14 protein-coding genes are annotated in these 16,728 nt (G+C 71.3%); 2 read left to right on the top strand and 12 right to left on the bottom strand.

Annotated elements, in window-relative coordinates; all coding sequences use genetic code 11:
- Positions 1-2: 2 nt before the first annotated feature.
- The 8 genes from DEJ50_RS22765 to hrcA form a co-directional block, all read right to left on the bottom strand.
- Complete coding sequence (locus tag DEJ50_RS22765; protein WP_150209859.1) at positions 3-2,090, bottom strand: PhoH family protein; 2,088 nt, start codon at positions 2,088-2,090, stop codon at positions 3-5.
- Positions 2,091-2,217: 127 nt separating this feature from the next.
- On the bottom strand, positions 2,218-3,366 hold the full coding sequence (locus tag DEJ50_RS22760; RefSeq protein WP_150209857.1) for a PfkB family carbohydrate kinase: 1,149 nt from the start codon (positions 3,364-3,366) through the stop codon (positions 2,218-2,220).
- Positions 3,367-3,488: 122 nt separating this feature from the next.
- Positions 3,489-4,394: a ribonuclease Z gene (locus DEJ50_RS22755; protein WP_150209856.1), complete on the bottom strand. Its 906-nt coding sequence runs from the start codon at positions 4,392-4,394 to the stop codon at positions 3,489-3,491.
- Positions 4,395-4,422: 28 nt separating this feature from the next.
- On the bottom strand, positions 4,423-4,782 hold the full coding sequence (locus DEJ50_RS22750; protein ID WP_150209854.1) for a histidine triad nucleotide-binding protein: 360 nt from the start codon (positions 4,780-4,782) through the stop codon (positions 4,423-4,425).
- 108 nt (positions 4,783-4,890) lie between these two features.
- The gene (locus DEJ50_RS22745) at positions 4,891-5,637 is read right to left on the bottom strand and encodes a 16S rRNA (uracil(1498)-N(3))-methyltransferase (RefSeq protein WP_150209852.1); all 747 of its coding nucleotides are present in this window, start codon (positions 5,635-5,637) and stop codon (positions 4,891-4,893) included.
- Complete coding sequence (locus DEJ50_RS22740; protein ID WP_150209850.1) at positions 5,634-6,767, bottom strand: nitronate monooxygenase; 1,134 nt, start codon at positions 6,765-6,767, stop codon at positions 5,634-5,636. The genes DEJ50_RS22745 and DEJ50_RS22740 overlap by 4 nt, the downstream gene beginning before the upstream one ends.
- 101 nt (positions 6,768-6,868) lie before the next feature.
- Positions 6,869-8,005, bottom strand: a complete 1,137-nt coding sequence (dnaJ, locus tag DEJ50_RS22735) for a molecular chaperone DnaJ (RefSeq protein WP_150209848.1) — start codon at positions 8,003-8,005, stop codon at positions 6,869-6,871.
- Positions 8,006-9,022 (bottom strand): heat-inducible transcriptional repressor HrcA, encoded by a 1,017-nt coding sequence (gene hrcA / locus DEJ50_RS22730; protein ID WP_150209846.1) that lies wholly within the window; start codon positions 9,020-9,022, stop codon positions 8,006-8,008.
- 206 nt (positions 9,023-9,228) lie between these two features.
- Here hrcA and DEJ50_RS22725 point away from each other — a divergent pair, with 206 nt between their 5' ends.
- Positions 9,229-9,960, top strand: a complete 732-nt coding sequence (locus tag DEJ50_RS22725) for an MBL fold metallo-hydrolase (protein ID WP_150209844.1) — start codon at positions 9,229-9,231, stop codon at positions 9,958-9,960.
- 31 nt (positions 9,961-9,991) lie between these two features.
- Positions 9,992-10,804 carry a DUF3097 domain-containing protein gene (locus tag DEJ50_RS22720; RefSeq protein WP_150209843.1) on the top strand — a complete coding sequence of 271 codons (813 nt, stop codon included), beginning with the start codon at positions 9,992-9,994 and terminating at the stop codon, positions 10,802-10,804.
- On the opposite strand, the gene DEJ50_RS22715 is transcribed toward DEJ50_RS22720, so the two are convergent.
- The 4 genes from DEJ50_RS22715 to lepA all read right to left on the bottom strand — a co-directional run bounded on the left by DEJ50_RS22715 (position 10,782) and on the right by lepA (position 16,684).
- On the bottom strand, positions 10,782-11,369 hold the full coding sequence (locus tag DEJ50_RS22715; protein WP_150209841.1) for a Uma2 family endonuclease: 588 nt from the start codon (positions 11,367-11,369) through the stop codon (positions 10,782-10,784). The two genes, DEJ50_RS22720 and DEJ50_RS22715, sit on opposite strands and share 23 nt — an antisense overlap.
- A 104-nt stretch (positions 11,370-11,473) precedes the next feature.
- Positions 11,474-12,706 (bottom strand): radical SAM family heme chaperone HemW, encoded by a 1,233-nt coding sequence (gene hemW / locus DEJ50_RS22710; RefSeq protein ID WP_150209839.1) that lies wholly within the window; start codon positions 12,704-12,706, stop codon positions 11,474-11,476.
- A gap of 45 nt (positions 12,707-12,751) precedes the next feature.
- Entirely contained in the window at positions 12,752-14,641 is a 1,890-nt protein-coding gene (locus tag DEJ50_RS22705; RefSeq protein WP_150209837.1) for an AMP-dependent synthetase/ligase, read from the bottom strand.
- Between the two features lie 177 nt (positions 14,642-14,818).
- A complete protein-coding gene (gene lepA, locus DEJ50_RS22700; protein ID WP_150209835.1) occupies positions 14,819-16,684 on the bottom strand; it encodes a translation elongation factor 4 in 1,866 nt (621 codons plus the stop codon).
- Positions 16,685-16,728: the final 44 nt, after the last annotated feature.

Here is a 16,728-nt window from a genome sequence, read left to right as displayed (position 1 = left end):
TTCTACTTCCCGTTTCGGCTGTCGTACTGCTCGTACGCGTCGACGATACGGCCGACGAGCTTGTGCCGGACGACATCCTGGGAGGTGAGCCGGGAGAAGTGCACGTCCGGGACCCCTTCGAGGATGTCCTGCACCTGCTTCAGACCCGACTTGGTGCCGCCGGGGAGGTCGATCTGGGTCACGTCACCGGTGATGACGATCTTCGAATCGAAGCCGAGGCGGGTCAGGAACATCTTCATCTGCTCGGGGTTCGTGTTCTGCGCCTCGTCGAGGATGATGAACGCGTCGTTGAGCGTGTTGTGCGTGAGCAGGTAGTCCTGCGTGATGTACAGCGAGTCCTCCGCCGCCACCTGGATGCACACGGTCTCCTCACGCCCGGCGGGCTCGATGGAGTCGATGAACCGCATCGGCCGTCCGCCGCCACCGGCCTCGTGGTACCGGTCCCGCTTGCGGGCGAGCCGGAACGGTTCGATCCCCTCGGGGAGCCGGATGTCGACCACGTGCGCGTCGTACCGGTGGGCGGCGAGAGCAGTGCTGGGGTTCCGGCCCGAGGCAGGCCGGCGCCGGGTGTAGGCGACACCACCCAGCGACTGCACGAGCGCGATCACGTCGTCGCGCAGCACCAGGGAAGCGGTCGAGTACTGCACTCGGCAGGTGCGGTCGCGCTGCGGCACCGGGCCGCCGTCGGAGTCGAGCAGACCCTGTAGCACGCCCAGGCGAACCTCGGCCGTGTTGAACAGGTAGTCGTCCGGGACGAATTTCGAGTGCGAGCGGCTGCCGATAAGGTCCAGTTCGCGGAGGACCCGGGTGACCGGGTTCTCCAGGGTGACGACGTCACCGGGCGCCTTGATCCGGTTCAGGACGTAGTCCGGCCCGCCCTTGTGGCGCACGGAGACGCCAGGGATGGCCGCCTCCAGGGCGCTGACCAGCTCCGTGTCCTCCGTGGCGAACGACGGCGTGGTGGTGCCGGTCAGGCATCCGTCGCCGAGCAGCAGGCCCAGGGCGTACGGGTCCATCGGGACCGGACGCTCGGGGAACTCGACCGGCGCGGTGAGCAGGGGCAGCTCGTACCGGCGCGCGTGCGCGGCGCGCAGGTTGCCGATCATCTCCTGGGTCTCCAGCACCCGCCACGGCTTGTCGCGGCGCTTGTCGTCGCGCGTCCTGACCGTCCACAGGTGCTCGCCGCAGCACAGGGTCCACGAGCCGTCCTGGGCCGTGACACGGTAGACGTCCCTCTCGCCCTGCGGATAGACGCCGAGCACCGGAGTCGGCTCACCGTTCGAGCCGACGACCAGGTCACCGACCTGGAGGTCTCCGATCGGACGCCAACCGTCCGGGGTCAGGACGTTCGTGAAGAGCGGCTGGCTCCTTCCCCGCATGTACGCCAGCGGCGCCACCTCGATGGTGCCGGCCGCCATCAGACGCGGGATCGAATCCGGGTCGAGCATGTCGTGCAGCGCGTCGTACAGGGGGCGCAGGTACGGGTCGATCTTCTCGTAGAGCGTGCCGGGCAGGAAGCCGAGCCGCTCGCCCGCCTCGACGGCGGGCCGGGTCAGGATGATCCGGGTGACCTGCTTGGACTGCAGGGCCTGGACCGCCTTGGCCATGGCGAGATAGGTCTTTCCGGTACCGGCGGGGCCGATGCCGAAGACGATCGTGTGCTTGTCGATCGCGTCGACGTAGCGCTTCTGGTTGAGGGTCTTGGGGCGGATGGTGCGGCCACGGTTGGAGAGGATGTTCTGGGTGAGCACCTCGGCCGGAGTCTCCTCCGGGCCGTTTCCGTTCTCGCTCGCCTGGAGCATGGCGATCGATCGTTCCACTGCGTCCTCCGTCATCGGCTGCCCGGTGCGGAGCACCAGCATCATCTCGTCGAACAGGCGCTGGATCAGGGCGACTTCCCGAGCGTCGCCGACCGCGCTGACCTGGTTGCCCCGGACGTGGATGTCGGCCTCCGGGAAGGAGCGCTCGATCACGCGCAACAGAGCGTCTCCGGAGCCGAGCACCGTCACCATCGGGTGCTTGGCGGGAACGGTGAAATTGGCTCGTGCCTGCCCCGGCAGGAGCGGCTGGGCTGTGGGTGTCTGCGTCATGGGCCGGCTCTGTGGCCTGCACATACCTCCCGCTGCGGGGTCGCACCGATCGACGACCTCTGGAATACCAAGCGTACGACGCCCCGGGAGGTTGCCCGAGAGCTTTTCCGGTCCGCGGACACCCCCCTCAGGCGGAGTGCCGGAAGCCGATCGTCGGGACCGCCCGGCGGCGGGCGGCGGCGGACGGGGCCGCCGGGCTGCCGTGCTGCGGGCCGAGCAGGTCCTGGAGGAAGGCGAAGCGGGCCGGGCGCTCGCCCTGGGAGTGCCACCAGTGGGCGACCTCCTCCCAGCCCGGCGCGGAGAGGGAGCCGCCGAACTCCTGCACCGACAGGGCGGCCGTCAGTCCCGCGAAGGCCAGCCGGTCGGCCAGTGGCCAGCCCGCCAGGGTGCCGGTGACGAAGCCCGCCACATAGACGTCGCCGGCGCCCGTCGGGTCCAGGGCGTCCACCGCGATGCCCGGCACCTCCGCGGTCTCCCCGGTCCGGCCGTCCACCGCGTACGAGCCCTCGGCGCCCAGTGTCACCACCGCCACCGGAACCCGGTCCGCCAGCGCCCGGGCCGCCGCCCGCGGGCACTCGGTGCGGGTGTACCGCATCGCCTCCCCCGCGTTCGGCAGGAACGCCTCGCAGTGCTCCAGGTCGGCGAGGGCGTCCAGGTCCCAGCAGCCGCTCTCGTCCCAGCCGACGTCGGCGAACACCCGGGCCCCGGAGCGGGCCGCCTCGGCCACCCACGCCTCCCGGCGCCCCGGGGTCAGGGAGGCCACGGCCGCCCGGGCCCGCGGCAGGCCGTCCGGAACGGGGGCCGCACCCAGGCCGCCCGGGCCCAGCCCGCCCGGGGGCGGGGCCTCGTGGCCGTGCGAGACCATCGTCCGCTCCCCCTCGTACGCCATGGAGACGGTGACCGGGCTGTGCCAGCCGGCCACGGTCCGCGACATCGACAGGTCGATGCCCTCGCCCTGTTCCAGGGCGTCCCAGCAGTACTCGCCGTAGTGGTCGTCACCGAAGGCGGCGGCCAGGGAGGTACGCAGCCCCAGGCGGGCCAGCGCGGTCGCCATGTTCGCGACCCCGCCGGGGCTGGATCCCATGCCCCGCGCCCAGGACTCCGTACCGCGCACCGGGGCCGAGTCGAGGCCGGTGAAGATGATGTCGAGGAAGACCGTGCCGGTCAGGAAGACGTCACAGTCCGGATCCACCGGTGTGCGCAGCGCGCCCAGCGGGTCCAGCCCGGCGGTGCGCGCCGCTGCGTGCGATCCGTTTCTGCTGTTCCGACCGGTCATGGTGTACTCCCCCTTCGGCTGGAAGACCACCGCCCCGTCCACCCGGCGGCGGCACACCACACAGTGTGTCCCACATCACCCCGAAGACGCCCGCCCCGCCCCTCCGGCGGGTCCGCGGCCGGTCAGCCCCGCTTGGGGAGGGGGACGCGGAGGAGGTCTGCTGCGATGGTCAGGTCGCCCTCGAAGCCTGCGCGGCGGGCCTGGCGTTCGAATTCGTCCGGGTCCGTGTAGCGCTGCGAGAAGTGGGTGAGGACCAGGTGCCGGACGCCGGCCTCGCGGGCGGCCCGGGCCGCCTGGCCCGCCGTCAGGTGGCCGTGCTCCGTGGCCAGGTGCTCGTCCTCGTCGAGGAAGGTGGACTCGATCACCAGCATGTCGCAGCCCTCGGCGAGCGCGGTGACCCCCTCGCACATCCGGGTGTCCATCACAAAGCCGAAGCTCTGCCCGGGCCGGTGCTCGCTGACCTGCTCGAGGGTGACCCCGCCGAGGACACCCTCGCGCTGGATGCGGCCCACGTCCGGGCCCGCGATGCCGTACCGGGCGAGCAGCTCGGGCCGTATCCGCCGGCCGTCGGGCTCGGTGAGCCGGTAGCCGAAGGACTCCACCGGGTGGGAGAGCCGGCGGGCCTCCAGGGAGTACGGGGGGCCGGCCGCCAGCACCCTGTCCGCGGACACCGGTTCCTGCTCCAGGACGACGGTCTCGCGGTATGCGGTGGCGTACCGGAGCCGGTCGAAGAACTTCTGCCCGGAGGCCGGGTAGTGCGCGGTGATGGGGTGCGGGACCCGGTCGAGGTTGATCCGCTGGATCACCCCGGCCAGGCCGAGGCTGTGGTCGCCGTGGAAGTGCGTGATGCAGATCCGGTTGATGTCGTGCGCGGCCACCCCGGCCCGCAGCATCTGCCGCTGGGTGCCCTCGCCCGGGTCGAAGAGGATGCCCTCGCCGTCCCAGCGCAGCAGGTACCCGTTGTGGTTGCGGTGCCGGGTGGGGACCTGGCTGGCGGTGCCGAGGACCACGAACTCGCGTGCGGACATGGTGGTTATCCGTGGATGTGTGTGGTGGTTATCCGGGGGGCCATTCGAGGCCGCGACCGCCGAGGACGTGCGCATGGGCGTGCCACACGGTCTGGCCCGCGCCGGCGCCGGTGTTGAACACGATCCGGTAGCCGTGGCCGTCGATCTTCTCCTCGGCCGCCACCACACCGGCCTCGCGCAGGACGTCCACCATGGCCTGCGGGTCGGCCGCGGCGAGCGCGGCGGCGTCCGGGTAGTGCACCTTGGGGATCACCAGCACATGGGTGGGTGCCTGCGGGTTGATGTCGCGGAACGCGACCGTGGTGTCCGTCTCGCGCACGATCGTCGCCGGGATGTCCCCCGTGACGATCTTGCAGAACAGGCAGTCCGCCTGCGGTTCCCCGGCCATGGCCGTCGCCTCCCGTGATGGTGATCGCTGAGCGTCGCCTCGCATCGTATCCGGCTCCGTCGCGGCAGGCCCTCCGTCTGTCCGTCCGTCTGTCCGTCCGTCGTCCGGTCAGGACCAGCGGCCGGTGCGGGCGAGCAGGACCGCCACCGCCGCCGTGCCCGCCGTGGAGGTGCGCAGCACCGAGCGGCCCAGCCGGTACGGGTGGGCGCCCGCCTCCGCGAAGACGGCCAGCTCCTCCGGTGAGACCCCGCCCTCGGGGCCGACCACGACCACGATCGAGCCGGTGGCGGGGAGTTCGGCGGTGGCCAGGGCCCGGGAGGGGGTGTCCCGGTCCTCGTGCAGGACCACCGCCAGATCGGCCGCCGCCAGCAGCTGGGCGACCTGCTTGGTGGACCGGGCCTCCTCGACCTCCGGGAAGCGGACCCGGCGGGACTGCTTGCCGGACTCCCGGGCCGTGGACCGCCACTTGGCCAGGGATTTGGCGCCCCGGTCACCGCGCCACTGGGTGATGCAGCGGGCGGCCTGCCAGGGCACGATGGCGTCCACGCCGGTCTCGGTCATGGTCTCGACGGCCAGTTCGCCGCGGTCGCCCTTGGGCAGGGCCTGGACCACGGTGATCCGGACCTCCGGCTCCGGCTCCTCCTCGATGGTGTGCAGGTCCGTGACGACCAGCCGGTCCTTGCCCTCGGCGGCCTGGACCACGCCCTCCGTCCAGCGGCCGTGGCCGTCGGTGAGGACCACGTCCTCACCGGGGTTGAGCCGCTTCACGGAGACGGCGTGCCGGCCCTCCGGGCCGTCCAGGACGAACTGCGGCCCCGCGGGGACCTTTTCGACCACGAACACCGGGGCCGTCATGATGCACTCCTGCTGTTGTCGGTATCTTGCCTGCCCTGCCTGCCCTGCGTGTCCTGCGTGTTGTGGGTGCGCAAGGCGCACTGTGCCTCGGCCAGTTCGGCCGCCAGCACCTCCACCAGCTGTCCGGCGGGCACCGACCGCGCCAGCCGGTGGCCCTGGCCGGCCCACAGGGCCATGCCCTGCGGATCGCCGGCCGCGGCGGCGGCCTTGCGCAGCCCGGAGGTCAGGTGGTGGACCGCCGGGTAGGCAGCCGGCGCGTACGGGCCGTGCTCCCGCATGAACCGGTTGACCAGGCCTCGGGCCGGGCGGCCGGAGAAGGCCCGGGTGAGTTCCGTCCGGACGAACAGGGGGTCGGTCAGGGCCTTCTTGTGCAGGGCGTGCGCCCCGGACTCCGGGCAGGCCAGGAAGGCCGTGCCCAGCTGGGCCGCGTCCGCCCCCGCCGCGAGCACCCCGGCGATCTGCGAGCCGCGCATCAGCCCGCCGGCCGCGACGATGGGCAGCGCCACGGCCTCCCGTACCTGCCCGACCAGCGACAGCAGGCCCACACCGGTGAAGTCGGCCTCCGGGTCGTCCCGGTGGGTGCCCTGGTGGCCGCCGGCCTCGATCCCCTGGACGCAGAGGATGTCCGCGCCGGCCGCCTGCGCGGCCCGGGCCTCCTCGACGGAGGTGACGGTGACCACGGTGCGGGTGCCGGCCGCGCGGAGGCGGCCGAGGGCCTCGGGCGAGGGGCAGCCGAAGGTGAAGGAGACGACCGGGACCGGGTCCTCGGTGAGAATGGCCAGTTTTGCGTCATAGCCGTCGTCGCTGGTGCCAACGATGTCATCGTCCGCGAGGGAGACCTCGTACCAGCTGGCCTCGCCCGCGAGCTGGCCCCGGTAGGCCTCGACGGCGGCCGGGTCCACCTGGGCGGTCTGCGGCATGAAGAGATTGACGCCGAACGGCCGCCGGGTGAGCCCGCGCAGCAGTTTGATCTCCTGGTACATGCCGTCGGCGGTCTTGTAGCCGCCGGCCAGGAAGCCGAGCCCGCCGGCCGCGGAGACGGCTGCGGCGAGCGGCGGGCAGGAACCTCCGCCCGCCATGGGAGCCTGCACGATCGGGTAGGGGCAGAGACCGTTCAGCGCGGAGGACATGAGCTGCATCGTGCCATGTCCCCCGCACCAGACCGAATCACACAATTCGCCTGGCATAGTCCGGTTGCGTAACCGGCCAGCCACGGCGTGGGCGGCGCGCGTCAGCGGCCGTTGAACGCGTCCTTCAGCCGGCTGAACAGCCCCTGCTGGCCCGGCGCGAACTGCCCCATGGGCCGCTCCTCGCCGCGCAGCTTCGCCAGCTGGCGCAGCAGGTCCTCCTGCTGGGCGTCCAGCTTGGCCGGGGTGGTGACCTCGACGTGGACGATCAGGTCGCCGCGCCCGCCGCCGCGCAGGTGGGTCACACCGCGGCCGTGCAGCGGGATCGACTGGCCGGACCCGGTACCGGGCCGGATGTCGATCTCCTCCATGCCGTCCAGCGTCTCCAGCGGGCATTTGGTGCCCAGTGCCGCCGCTGTCATCGGAATGGTCACCGTGCAGTGCAGGTCGTCCCCGCGCCGCTGGAAGACCGGATGCGGCAGCTCGTGGATCTCCACGTACAGATCGCCGGCGGGGCCGCCGCCGGGGCCGACCTCGCCCTCGCCCGACAGCTGGATCCGGGTGCCGTTCTCGACACCGGCGGGGATCTTGACCGTCAGGTTGCGGCGGGAGCGGACCCGGCCGTCGCCCGCGCACTCGGGGCACGGGGTCGGGACCACGGTGCCGAAGCCCTGGCACTGCGGGCACGGCCGCGAGGTCATGACCTGGCCCAGGAAGGACCGGGTGACCTGGGAGACCTCGCCCCGGCCGCGGCACATGTCGCAGGTCTGCGCCGAGGTGCCGGGCGCGGCACCCTCGCCGGAGCAGGTCACGCACACGATCGCGGTGTCGACCTGGATGTCCTTGGTCGTCCCGAAGGCGGCCTCGTCCAGCTCCAGGTCCAGGCGGATCATCGCGTCCTGGCCGCGCCGGGTGCGCGAGCGCGGGCCGCGCTGGGACGCGGTACCGAAGAACGCGTCCATGATGTCCGAGAAGTTACCGAAGCCACCGGCCCCGAAGCCGCCCGCGCCGCCGCCGCCCGAGGAGGACAGCGGGTCGCCGCCGAGGTCGTAGACCTGCTTCTTCTGCGGGTCCGACAGCACCTCGTACGCGGCGTTGATCTCCTTGAAACGCTCCTGCGTCTTGGGATCGGGGTTCACATCCGGGTGCAGCTCGCGTGCGAGCCGCCGGAAGGCCTTCTTGATCTCGTCCGCAGATGCGTCGCGGCGCACGCCGAGAACGGCGTAGTAGTCCGTGGCCACTTACGACTCCGCCAGGATCTGTCCGACGTAACGTGCCACTGCGCGTACCGCTCCCATCGTTCCGGGGTAGTCCATGCGGGTCGGTCCGACCACGCCGAGTTTGGCGACTGCTTCGCCGCCCGAACCGTAGCCGACCGAGACGACCGACGTGGAGTTGAGTCCTTCGTAGGCGTTCTCGTGGCCGATGCGTACGGTCATCCCCGACTCGTTGGCCTCGCCCAGGAGCTTGAGGAGTACGACCTGTTCCTCAAGGGCCTCGAGCACCGGCCGGATGGTCAGGGGAAAGTCATGTCCGAAGCGGGTGAGATTGGCGGTGCCGCCGATCATCAGCCGCTCCTCGGTCTCCTCGACCAGGGTTTCGAGGAGGGTGGCGAGGACGGTGGAGACGGTGGCCCGGTCCTCCGCCTCGAAGGATTCGGGCAGGTCCTGCACCAGCTGCGGCACGTCCGCGAAGCGGCGGCCGACGACCATGCCGTTGAGCCGGGCCCGCAGATCGGTGAGGGAGGTCTCACCGAAGGGCGCGGGGCAGTCCACGATGCGCTGCTCGACCCGGCCGGTGTCGGTGATCAGTACGAGCATCAGCCGGGCGGGCGCGAGCGAGAGCAGCTCGACGTGCCGGACCGTGGACCGGGTCAGCGAGGGGTACTGCACCACCGCGACCTGCCGGGTCAGCTGGGCGAGCAGGCGTACGGTCCGGCCGACCACGTCGTCGAGGTCGACGGCGCCGTCGAGGAAGTTCTGGATGGCCCGCCGCTCGGGGGTGGACAGCGGCTTGACCCCGGCCAGCTTGTCCACGAAGAGGCGGTAGCCCTTGTCGGTGGGGATCCGGCCGGCGCTGGTGTGGGGCTGCGCGATGTAGCCCTCCTCCTCCAGCACGGCCATGTCGTTGCGCACGGTGGCGGGTGAGACGCCGAGGGCGTGCCGTTCGGTGAGCGCCTTGGAGCCGACCGGCTCCTCCGTCCCGACGTAGTCCTGGACGATGGCGCGCAGCACTTCGAGCCTGCGTTCACTGAGCATCGCGCGCCACCTCCAACGGTGAGTCGGGTTTCCGGGCCTTCTATGTCTGACCGGGCCGACCGGTCCGGCCGGTCCGGCCGGCCCGCCGCGGTCTTCCGTGGTCGTTGGTTGGCACTCACAGGGTCGGAGTGCCAGAGATCCCCCGGTCAGTGTACGGCGGGCAGGTACACCGGAGGCAAGGGAGCCCGTCACGGTAGCGTTGCGTCATGGACGTGCAATGGGAAGAGGCGGGCTGGGAACGGCTCACCGGACGGGCCGGCCGGAGACGGCTCCCGGGGTGGGACTGCACGGTGGGACTGGTGGTGGGAGACGATGCGGTGCTGCTGGTCGACCCCGGATCGAGTGTCCGGGAGGGGGCCGGGCTGCGGGCCGAGGCGGAGCGGCTGACCGGTCGCCGGGTGACCCATATCGCATTCACACACGAACATTTCGACCATGTGCTGGGGGTGGCGGCCTTCGCGGGCGCCGAAGTCTTCGGGGCGGTCGGCCTGGAGACCGTGCTCGGCACTGCGGCGGGGCGGGAGGAACTCCGTTCGGACGCGGTCCGGCAAGGCCTGCCGGAGGCGGACGCCACCGAATCGGCGGACCTGCTGCGCCCGCCCCGCCACCTGGTGTCCGGCGAGTGGACGCTGGAGCTGGGCGGGGTGCAGGTGCTGCTGGCGAACGTGGGGCCCGGCCACACCCGGCACGACCTGGCGGTGTTCGTGCCCGGTGGCGGCCGGGAGGTGGTCTTCTGCGGGGACCTGGTCGAGGAGTCGGGGGAGCCGCAGGCGGGCCCGGACGCGGTCACTGCACAGTGGCCGGCGGCGCTGGACCGGCTGCTCGCGCTGGGCGGCGACGACGCGCTGTACGTTCCCGGGCACGGGGCGGTGGTCGATGCGGCCTTCGTCCGTGCGCAACGCGCCACACTGGCGGCCCGGTTCGGCGTGTCGGCTTGATCGGCCGCCCGCTGCCCCTACCCTCGGCCGGATGCGTGAGTACTCCCCCGATCTGACCCCCGCGTGGAAGCGCCCCAAGCCGGTGCCGGAGGTGGCCGCCGAGCCCGATCTGGTGGTCGAGGTCGCGGGTACGGAGTTCTGCGGCGCGGTGGTGGCCTGCGAGGCCGGCACGGTCACCCTGGAGGACCGCTTCGGCAAGCGGCGCGTCTTCCCGCTGGAGCCGCGCGGCTTCCTGCTGGAGGGCGCGGTGGTGACCCTGGTCCGCCCGTCCCGTGCGGCCCCGTCGGCGCCCCGCCGGACCGCCTCCGGTTCGCTGGCCGTGCCCGGGGCCCGGGCGCGGGTGGCGCGGGCGGGCCGCATCTACGTGGAGGGCCGCCACGACGCGGAGCTGGTGGAGCGGGTGTGGGGCGACGACCTGCGGATCGAGGGCGTGGTCGTGGAGTACCTGTCGGGGGTGGACGATCTTCCGGCGATCGTGGCGGAATTCGCCCCGGCGGCGGACGCACGGCTGGGCATCTTGGTGGACCATCTGGTCCCGGGGTCGAAGGAGTCCCGGCTGGCGGCTTCGGTGACGGGGCCGGACGTCCTGGTGGTGGGCCACCCGTACGTCGACGTCTGGCAGGCGGTGAAGCCGTCCGCCCTGGGGATCCCGGCCTGGCCGGTGGTCCCGCGGGGGCAGGACTGGAAGACGGGCATCTGCCGGGCGCTGGGCTGGCCTGAGAACACGGGCGCGGCCTGGCAGCACATCCTGTCTCGGGTCCGGTCCTACCAGGACCTGGAGCCGGCCCTGCTGGGGCGGGTGGAGGAGCTGATCGACTTCGTTACGGTCGGCGGTGCCGCTTGAACTTGGGCAGGGTGCCGAATCCGCTGGTGTCCAGCTCGATGCCGAGCACGTCCAGCGGGACCGGGGCGCCGAACTTGGATGTCCGCTCGACTTCGTAATCGGCGTCCTCGCCCGTACCGGTGGGCTCGGTGAGCAGCATGCACTCGGCCTCGAACGGATCGATGATCAGGTAGGCGGGAACCTTGCCCGCCGCGTACATGGACCGCTTGATGCCGTAGTCCGCGTCGGCGCTGTTCTTGGACACCACCTCGACCAGCAGGGCGATGGCGGGTGCCGGGATGAGCCGCCCCGGCCCCGGCTCGCTGCCGAGCTCCAGCACGACGAGGTCGGGCTGGGGCTCGCTGCTCTCTCCGGGGATCGCGATGTCCTGGGTCTGGAGCGGCTCCCAGCGATCACGTGGGATCTGATACAGCACGGACAGCACGATCCTGTTGTGGACCCGGTCGGGCCCGGCCATCATCACGATGTCCCCCCTGAGGAGCTCAGCCTTGAAGCCCTCGGGGACCTCGAAGTCCTCGAAGACCTGCGCGGCATCCGTGATCAGCCGGTCATCCACAGCGGTCATCTCCGTGGTCCTCCGCGTTCCGCCGCCGTCGCTTACGGCGGGCAGCCTAGGACCAGCGTAAGCAGCGACCTCCGGATTCCGCAGGTATTCACTCCGGCGAGTGATCAGTCCACCAGGTCGCGGACCACCGCGTCGGCCAGCAGCCGGCCGCGCAGGGTGAGGACGGCGCTCCCCGCCTCGTACGGGCCCGGTTCCAGCAGGCCGTCGGCCAGGGCGCGGCGGGAGGCCGCGAGGCCGGCGGGGGCCAGCAGGGACAGCGGGCAGCCGGAGACCAGCCGGAGCTCCAGCAGGATGCGCTCGACCCGGCGGTCCTCCTCGGAGAGCAGCTCACGGCCGGCGCCCGGGGAGCGGCCCTCCGCGAGCGCTGCGGCGTACGCGCCGGGGTGCTTCACGTTCCACCACCGGACCCCGCCGACGTGGCTGTGGGCGCCGGGGCCCGCGCCCCACCAGTCGGCCCCGCGCCAGTACAGCTCGTTGTGCAGGCAGCGGCCGGCCTCGGTGGTGGCCCAGTTCGAGACCTCGTACCAGTCATAGCCCGCCTCCCTCATCGCCTCGTCGGCGATCAGGTAGCGGTCGGCATGCACGTCGTCGTCGGTCATCGGGACCTCGCCGCGGCGGATCCGGCGGGCCAGCTGGGTGCCCTCCTCCACGATCAGGGCGTACGCGCTGATGTGGTCGGGCCCGGCGCCGATCGCCGCCGCCAGGGAGGCCCGCCAGTCCTCGTCGGACTCGCCGGGCGTGCCGTAGATCAGGTCCAGGTTGACGTGCTCGAAGCCGGCCGCCCGCGCCTCCGCCACGCAGGCCTCGGGGCGCCCCGGGGTGTGGGTGCGGTCCAGGATCTTCAGGACGTGCTGCCGGGCGCTCTGCATGCCGAAGGAGATCCGGTTGAAGCCGCCGGCCCGCAGCTCCGCCAGGTACGCGGGGGTGACGGATTCCGGATTGGCCTCGGTGGTCACCTCGGCGTCGGCCGCCAGGCCGAACTCGTCGCGGATCGCCGCGAGCATCCGGACCAGGTCGGCGGCGGCCAGCAGGGTGGGCGTACCGCCGCCGACGAAGACGGTCCGCACCTCGCGCGGGTCGTCGCCGAGCACCTTGCGGGCGAGGCGGACCTCGTCGACGAGGGTGTCGGCGTAGTTGTCCCGGGAGGCCAGCACCCCGCCGGTGCCGCGCAGCTCGGTGGCGGTGTAGGTGTTGAAGTCGCAGTACCCGCAGCGGGTGGCGCAGTAGGGGACGTGCAGGTAGAACCCGAGCGGCCGGGCCGCCGCGCCCTCCAGGGCATGCGGCGGCAGCGACCCGTCCTCGGGCATGGGCTCACCATCGGGCAGTGCGGAAGGCATGAGCCCATTGTCCCGCACCGCCCGGCTCCGCCCGACCGCAGTGGGCTACGCCTCCCGGGAGCCCTCGTACATCTCCTCGATGAGGTGCTTGAACTCACGCTCGACGACCGGGCGCTTCAGCTTGAGGCTGGGGGTGAGGTCGCCGTGCTCGACGTCCAGGTCGCGGGGCAGCAGGCGGAACTTCTTGATCGTCTGCCAGCGCTGCAGGCCCTCGTTGAGGGTCTGGATGTACGTCTCGATCAGGCGGTTGGTCTCGGGGGCGGCGGCGACCTCCGCGTAGGACTTGCCCTCCAGTCCGTTCTCGGCGGCCCAGCCGAGGATGGCCGGGCCGTCCAGGGCGATCAGGGCGGAGCAGAAGTTCCGGTCGGCACCGTGGACCACGATGTTGGAGACGTACGGGCAGATCGCCTTGAACCGGCCCTCGACCTCGGCCGGGGCGACGTACTTGCCGCCCGAGGTCTTGATCAGGTCCTTCTTGCGGTCGGTGATGCGGAGGTAGCCGTCGGCCGAGAGCTCGCCGATGTCTCCGGTGTGCAGCCAGCCGTCGGATTCGAGGACCTCGGCGGTCTTCTCGGGCAGGCCGTGGTAGCCCTCCATGATGCCGGGGCCGCGGAGCAGGATCTCGCCGTCGTCGGCGATGCGGACCTCGGTGCCGGGGAGCGGCTTGCCGACGGTGCCGGTGCGGTAGGCCTCGCCGGGGTTGACGAAGGAGGCGGCGCTGGACTCGGTGAGGCCGTAGCCCTCGAGGATGTGGATGCCGGCGCCGGAGAAGAAGAAGCCGATCTCGGGGGCCAGGCCGGCCGAGCCGGAGACGGCGGCGCGGAGCCTGCCGCCGAAGGCCTCGCGGAGCTTGGAGTAGACGAGGGTGTCGGCGATCTTGTGCTTGGCGGAGAGCCCGAACGGGACGCTCGCCCTGCCGGTGCGGCGGAAGTTGTCCTGGCTGACCTTGGCGTACTCGCGGGCCACGCCGGCGGCCCACTGGAAGATCTTGTACTTGGCGCCGCCGCCGGCCTTGGCCTTGGCCGCGACCCCGTTGTAGACCTTCTCGAAGATGCGCGGGACGGCCGCCATATAGGTGGGCTGGACCACCGGAAGGTTCTCGATGATCTTGTCGATCCGGCCGTCGACGGCGGTGACGTGGCCGACCTCGATCTGGCCGGAGGTCAGCACCTTGCCGAACACGTGGGCCAGCGGCAGCCACAGGTACTGGACGTCGTCCGCGCCGATCATGCCGGTGGCGACGGTGGCCTTGGCCATGTACGACCAGTTGTCGTGCGGCAGCCGGACGCCCTTGGGGCGGCCGGTGGTGCCGGAGGTGTAGATCAGGGTGGCGAGCTGGTCGGCGGTGATGGCCGAGATCCGCTCCTTGACCGCCGCGGGCTGCTTGGCGAGGTACTCCTTGCCGCGCGCCTCCAGGTCGGCGAGGGAGAGCACCCAGCCCTCCGGGTCGCCCTCGGCCGGAACCGCGTCGGCGGCCTCCACGACCACCACGTGGGCGAGCTCGGGCAGGCTGGTGCGGTGCTCGCGGGCCTTGGCGAGCTGGGCGGCGTCCTCGGCGATCAGGACCCGGCTGGCCGAGTCGGCCAGGATGTAGGCGGACTCCTCGGCGTTGGTGCTCGGGTAGACCGTGGTGGTCGCGGCACCGGCGCACATCACGCCGAGGTCGGCGAGGATCCACTCGACCCGGGTGTTGGAGGCGAGGGCGACCCGTTCCTCCGGGCGTACGCCGAGATCGACCAGGCCGGCGGCGATGGCGAACACCCGGTCGGCGGCCTGCCCCCAGCTGAGCGATTTCCAGTCGTCGGGGCCCTGGCCGGCCGCGGCGGGGACCGGGTAGCGGTAGGCCTCGGCGTCCGGGGTGGCGGCGACACGCTCAAGGAAGAGGGCCGCCACGGTGGGCGGGCGGTTCTCGATCATCGTCTGTGTGTCGCTCACGACATCCTCCGGACCAGGCGGCAGGGCTTGTGTAACTGGCGAGTAACCATCGAGCAGAACTCAAGATAGGGGCCGTCCGCCCGGCTGTTAAGGGCTCGCGAGCTGCCGATTCATAACGAAACAAGCCCCGGCGCCGAAGCGCGGGGGCTTGTTCCGCATGTCCTGCGGCTCAGGAGACTACTTCTTCTTGGCGCCGGACTCGTCGCTGGACAGCACCGCGATGAAGGCCTCCTGCGGGACCTCCACGGAGCCGACCATCTTCATCCGCTTCTTGCCTTCCTTCTGCTTCTCCAGCAGCTTCCGCTTACGGGAGATGTCACCGCCGTAGCACTTGGCGAGGACGTCCTTGCGGATGGCTCGAATGGTCTCCCGGGCGATCACCCGGGAGCCGATGGCGGCCTGGATGGGCACCTCGAAGGCCTGCCGGGGGATGAGCTCGCGCAGCTTGGCGACCAGGCGGACGCCGTAGGCGTAGGCGGCGTCCTTGTGCGTGATGGCCGAGAAGGCGTCGACCTTGTCGCCGTGCAGCAGGATGTCGACCTTGACCAGGCTGGACGACTGCTCACCGGTCGGCTCGTAGTCGAGGGAGGCGTAGCCGCGGGTCTTGGACTTCAGCTGGTCGAAGAAGTCGAAGACGATCTCGGCGAGCGGGAGGGTGTAGCGGATCTCCACCCGGTCCTCGGACAGGTAGTCCATGCCGAGCAGGGTGCCGCGGCGGGTCTGGCAGAGCTCCATGATCGAGCCGATGAACTCGGTCGGCGCGAGGATCGTGGCACGGACCACCGGCTCGTACACGTCAGAGATCTTGCCCTCGGGGAACTCGCTCGGGTTGGTGACCGTGATCTCCTTCTTGTCCTCCATGACCACGCGGTAGACCACGTTGGGCGCGGTGGCGATCAGGTCGAGGCCGAACTCGCGCTCCAGGCGCTCGCGGATCACGTCGAGGTGGAGCAGGCCGAGGAAACCGACGCGGAAGCCGAAGCCGAGGGCCGCGGAGGTCTCCGGCTCGTAGACCAGGGCGGCGTCGTTGAGCTGGAGCTTGTCCAGGGCCTCGCGCAGGTCCGGGTAGTCCGATCCGTCCAGCGGGTACAGGCCCGAGAAGACCATCGGCTTCGGGTCCTTGTAGCCGCCGAGGGCCTCGGTGGCGCCGTTCTGCAGGCTGGTGATGGTGTCACCGACCTTGGACTGGCGGACGTCCTTCACACCGGTGATGAGGTAGCCCACCTCGCCGACGCCCAGGCCGTCGGCCGGGGTCATCTCCGGGGAGGAGACACCGATCTCCAGCAGCTCGTGGGTGGCGCCGGTGGACATCATCCGGATCCGCTCGCGCTTGTTGAGCTGGCCGTCGACCACTCGTACGTAGGTCACGACGCCGCGGTACGAGTCGTACACCGAGTCGAAGATCATGGCGCGGGCGGGGGCGTCCTTGACGCCGACCGGGGCCGGGACGGTGGCGACGACCTTGTCGAGCAGGGTGTCCACGCCGAGGCCGGTCTTGGCGGAGACCCGCAGCACGTCCTCCGGCTGGCAGCCGACCAGGTTCGCGAGCTCCTCGGCGAACTTCTCCGGCTGGGCGGCCGGCAGGTCGATCTTGTTCAGGACGGGGACGATCGCGAGGTCGTTCTCCATCGCCAGGTAAAGGTTGGCGAGGGTCTGGGCCTCGATGCCCTGGGCGGCGTCCACCAGGAGGATGGTGCCCTCGCAGGCCGCGAGGGACCGGGAGACCTCATAGGTGAAGTCGACGTGCCCGGGCGTGTCGATCATGTTCAGGATGTGGGTCTGGCCCTGGCTCTCGCCCGTGGTGGGCGCCCAGGGCAGACGGACCGCCTGTGACTTGATCGTGATGCCGCGCTCACGCTCGATGTCCATGCGGTCCAGGTACTGGGCACGCATCTGCCGCTGGTCGACGACGCCCGTGAGCTGGAGCATCCGGTCGGCGAGGGTCGACTTGCCGTGGTCGATGTGCGCGATGATGCAGAAATTGCGGATCAGCGCCGGGTCGGTACGGCTCGGCTCGGGCACGTGGCTGGGGATGGCGGGCACGCAGTGTCCTGATTCTCGGGTCGCAGTCGGAACGTTACGCAGGA

Origin of the sequence: Streptomyces venezuelae, from assembly GCF_008642295.1 — a bacterium.
Lineage (GTDB): Bacteria > Actinomycetota > Actinomycetes > Streptomycetales > Streptomycetaceae > Streptomyces > Streptomyces venezuelae_C.
The sequence above is the reverse complement of the archived record's forward strand: the minus strand, read 5'-3'. Positions and strand labels throughout refer to the sequence as shown.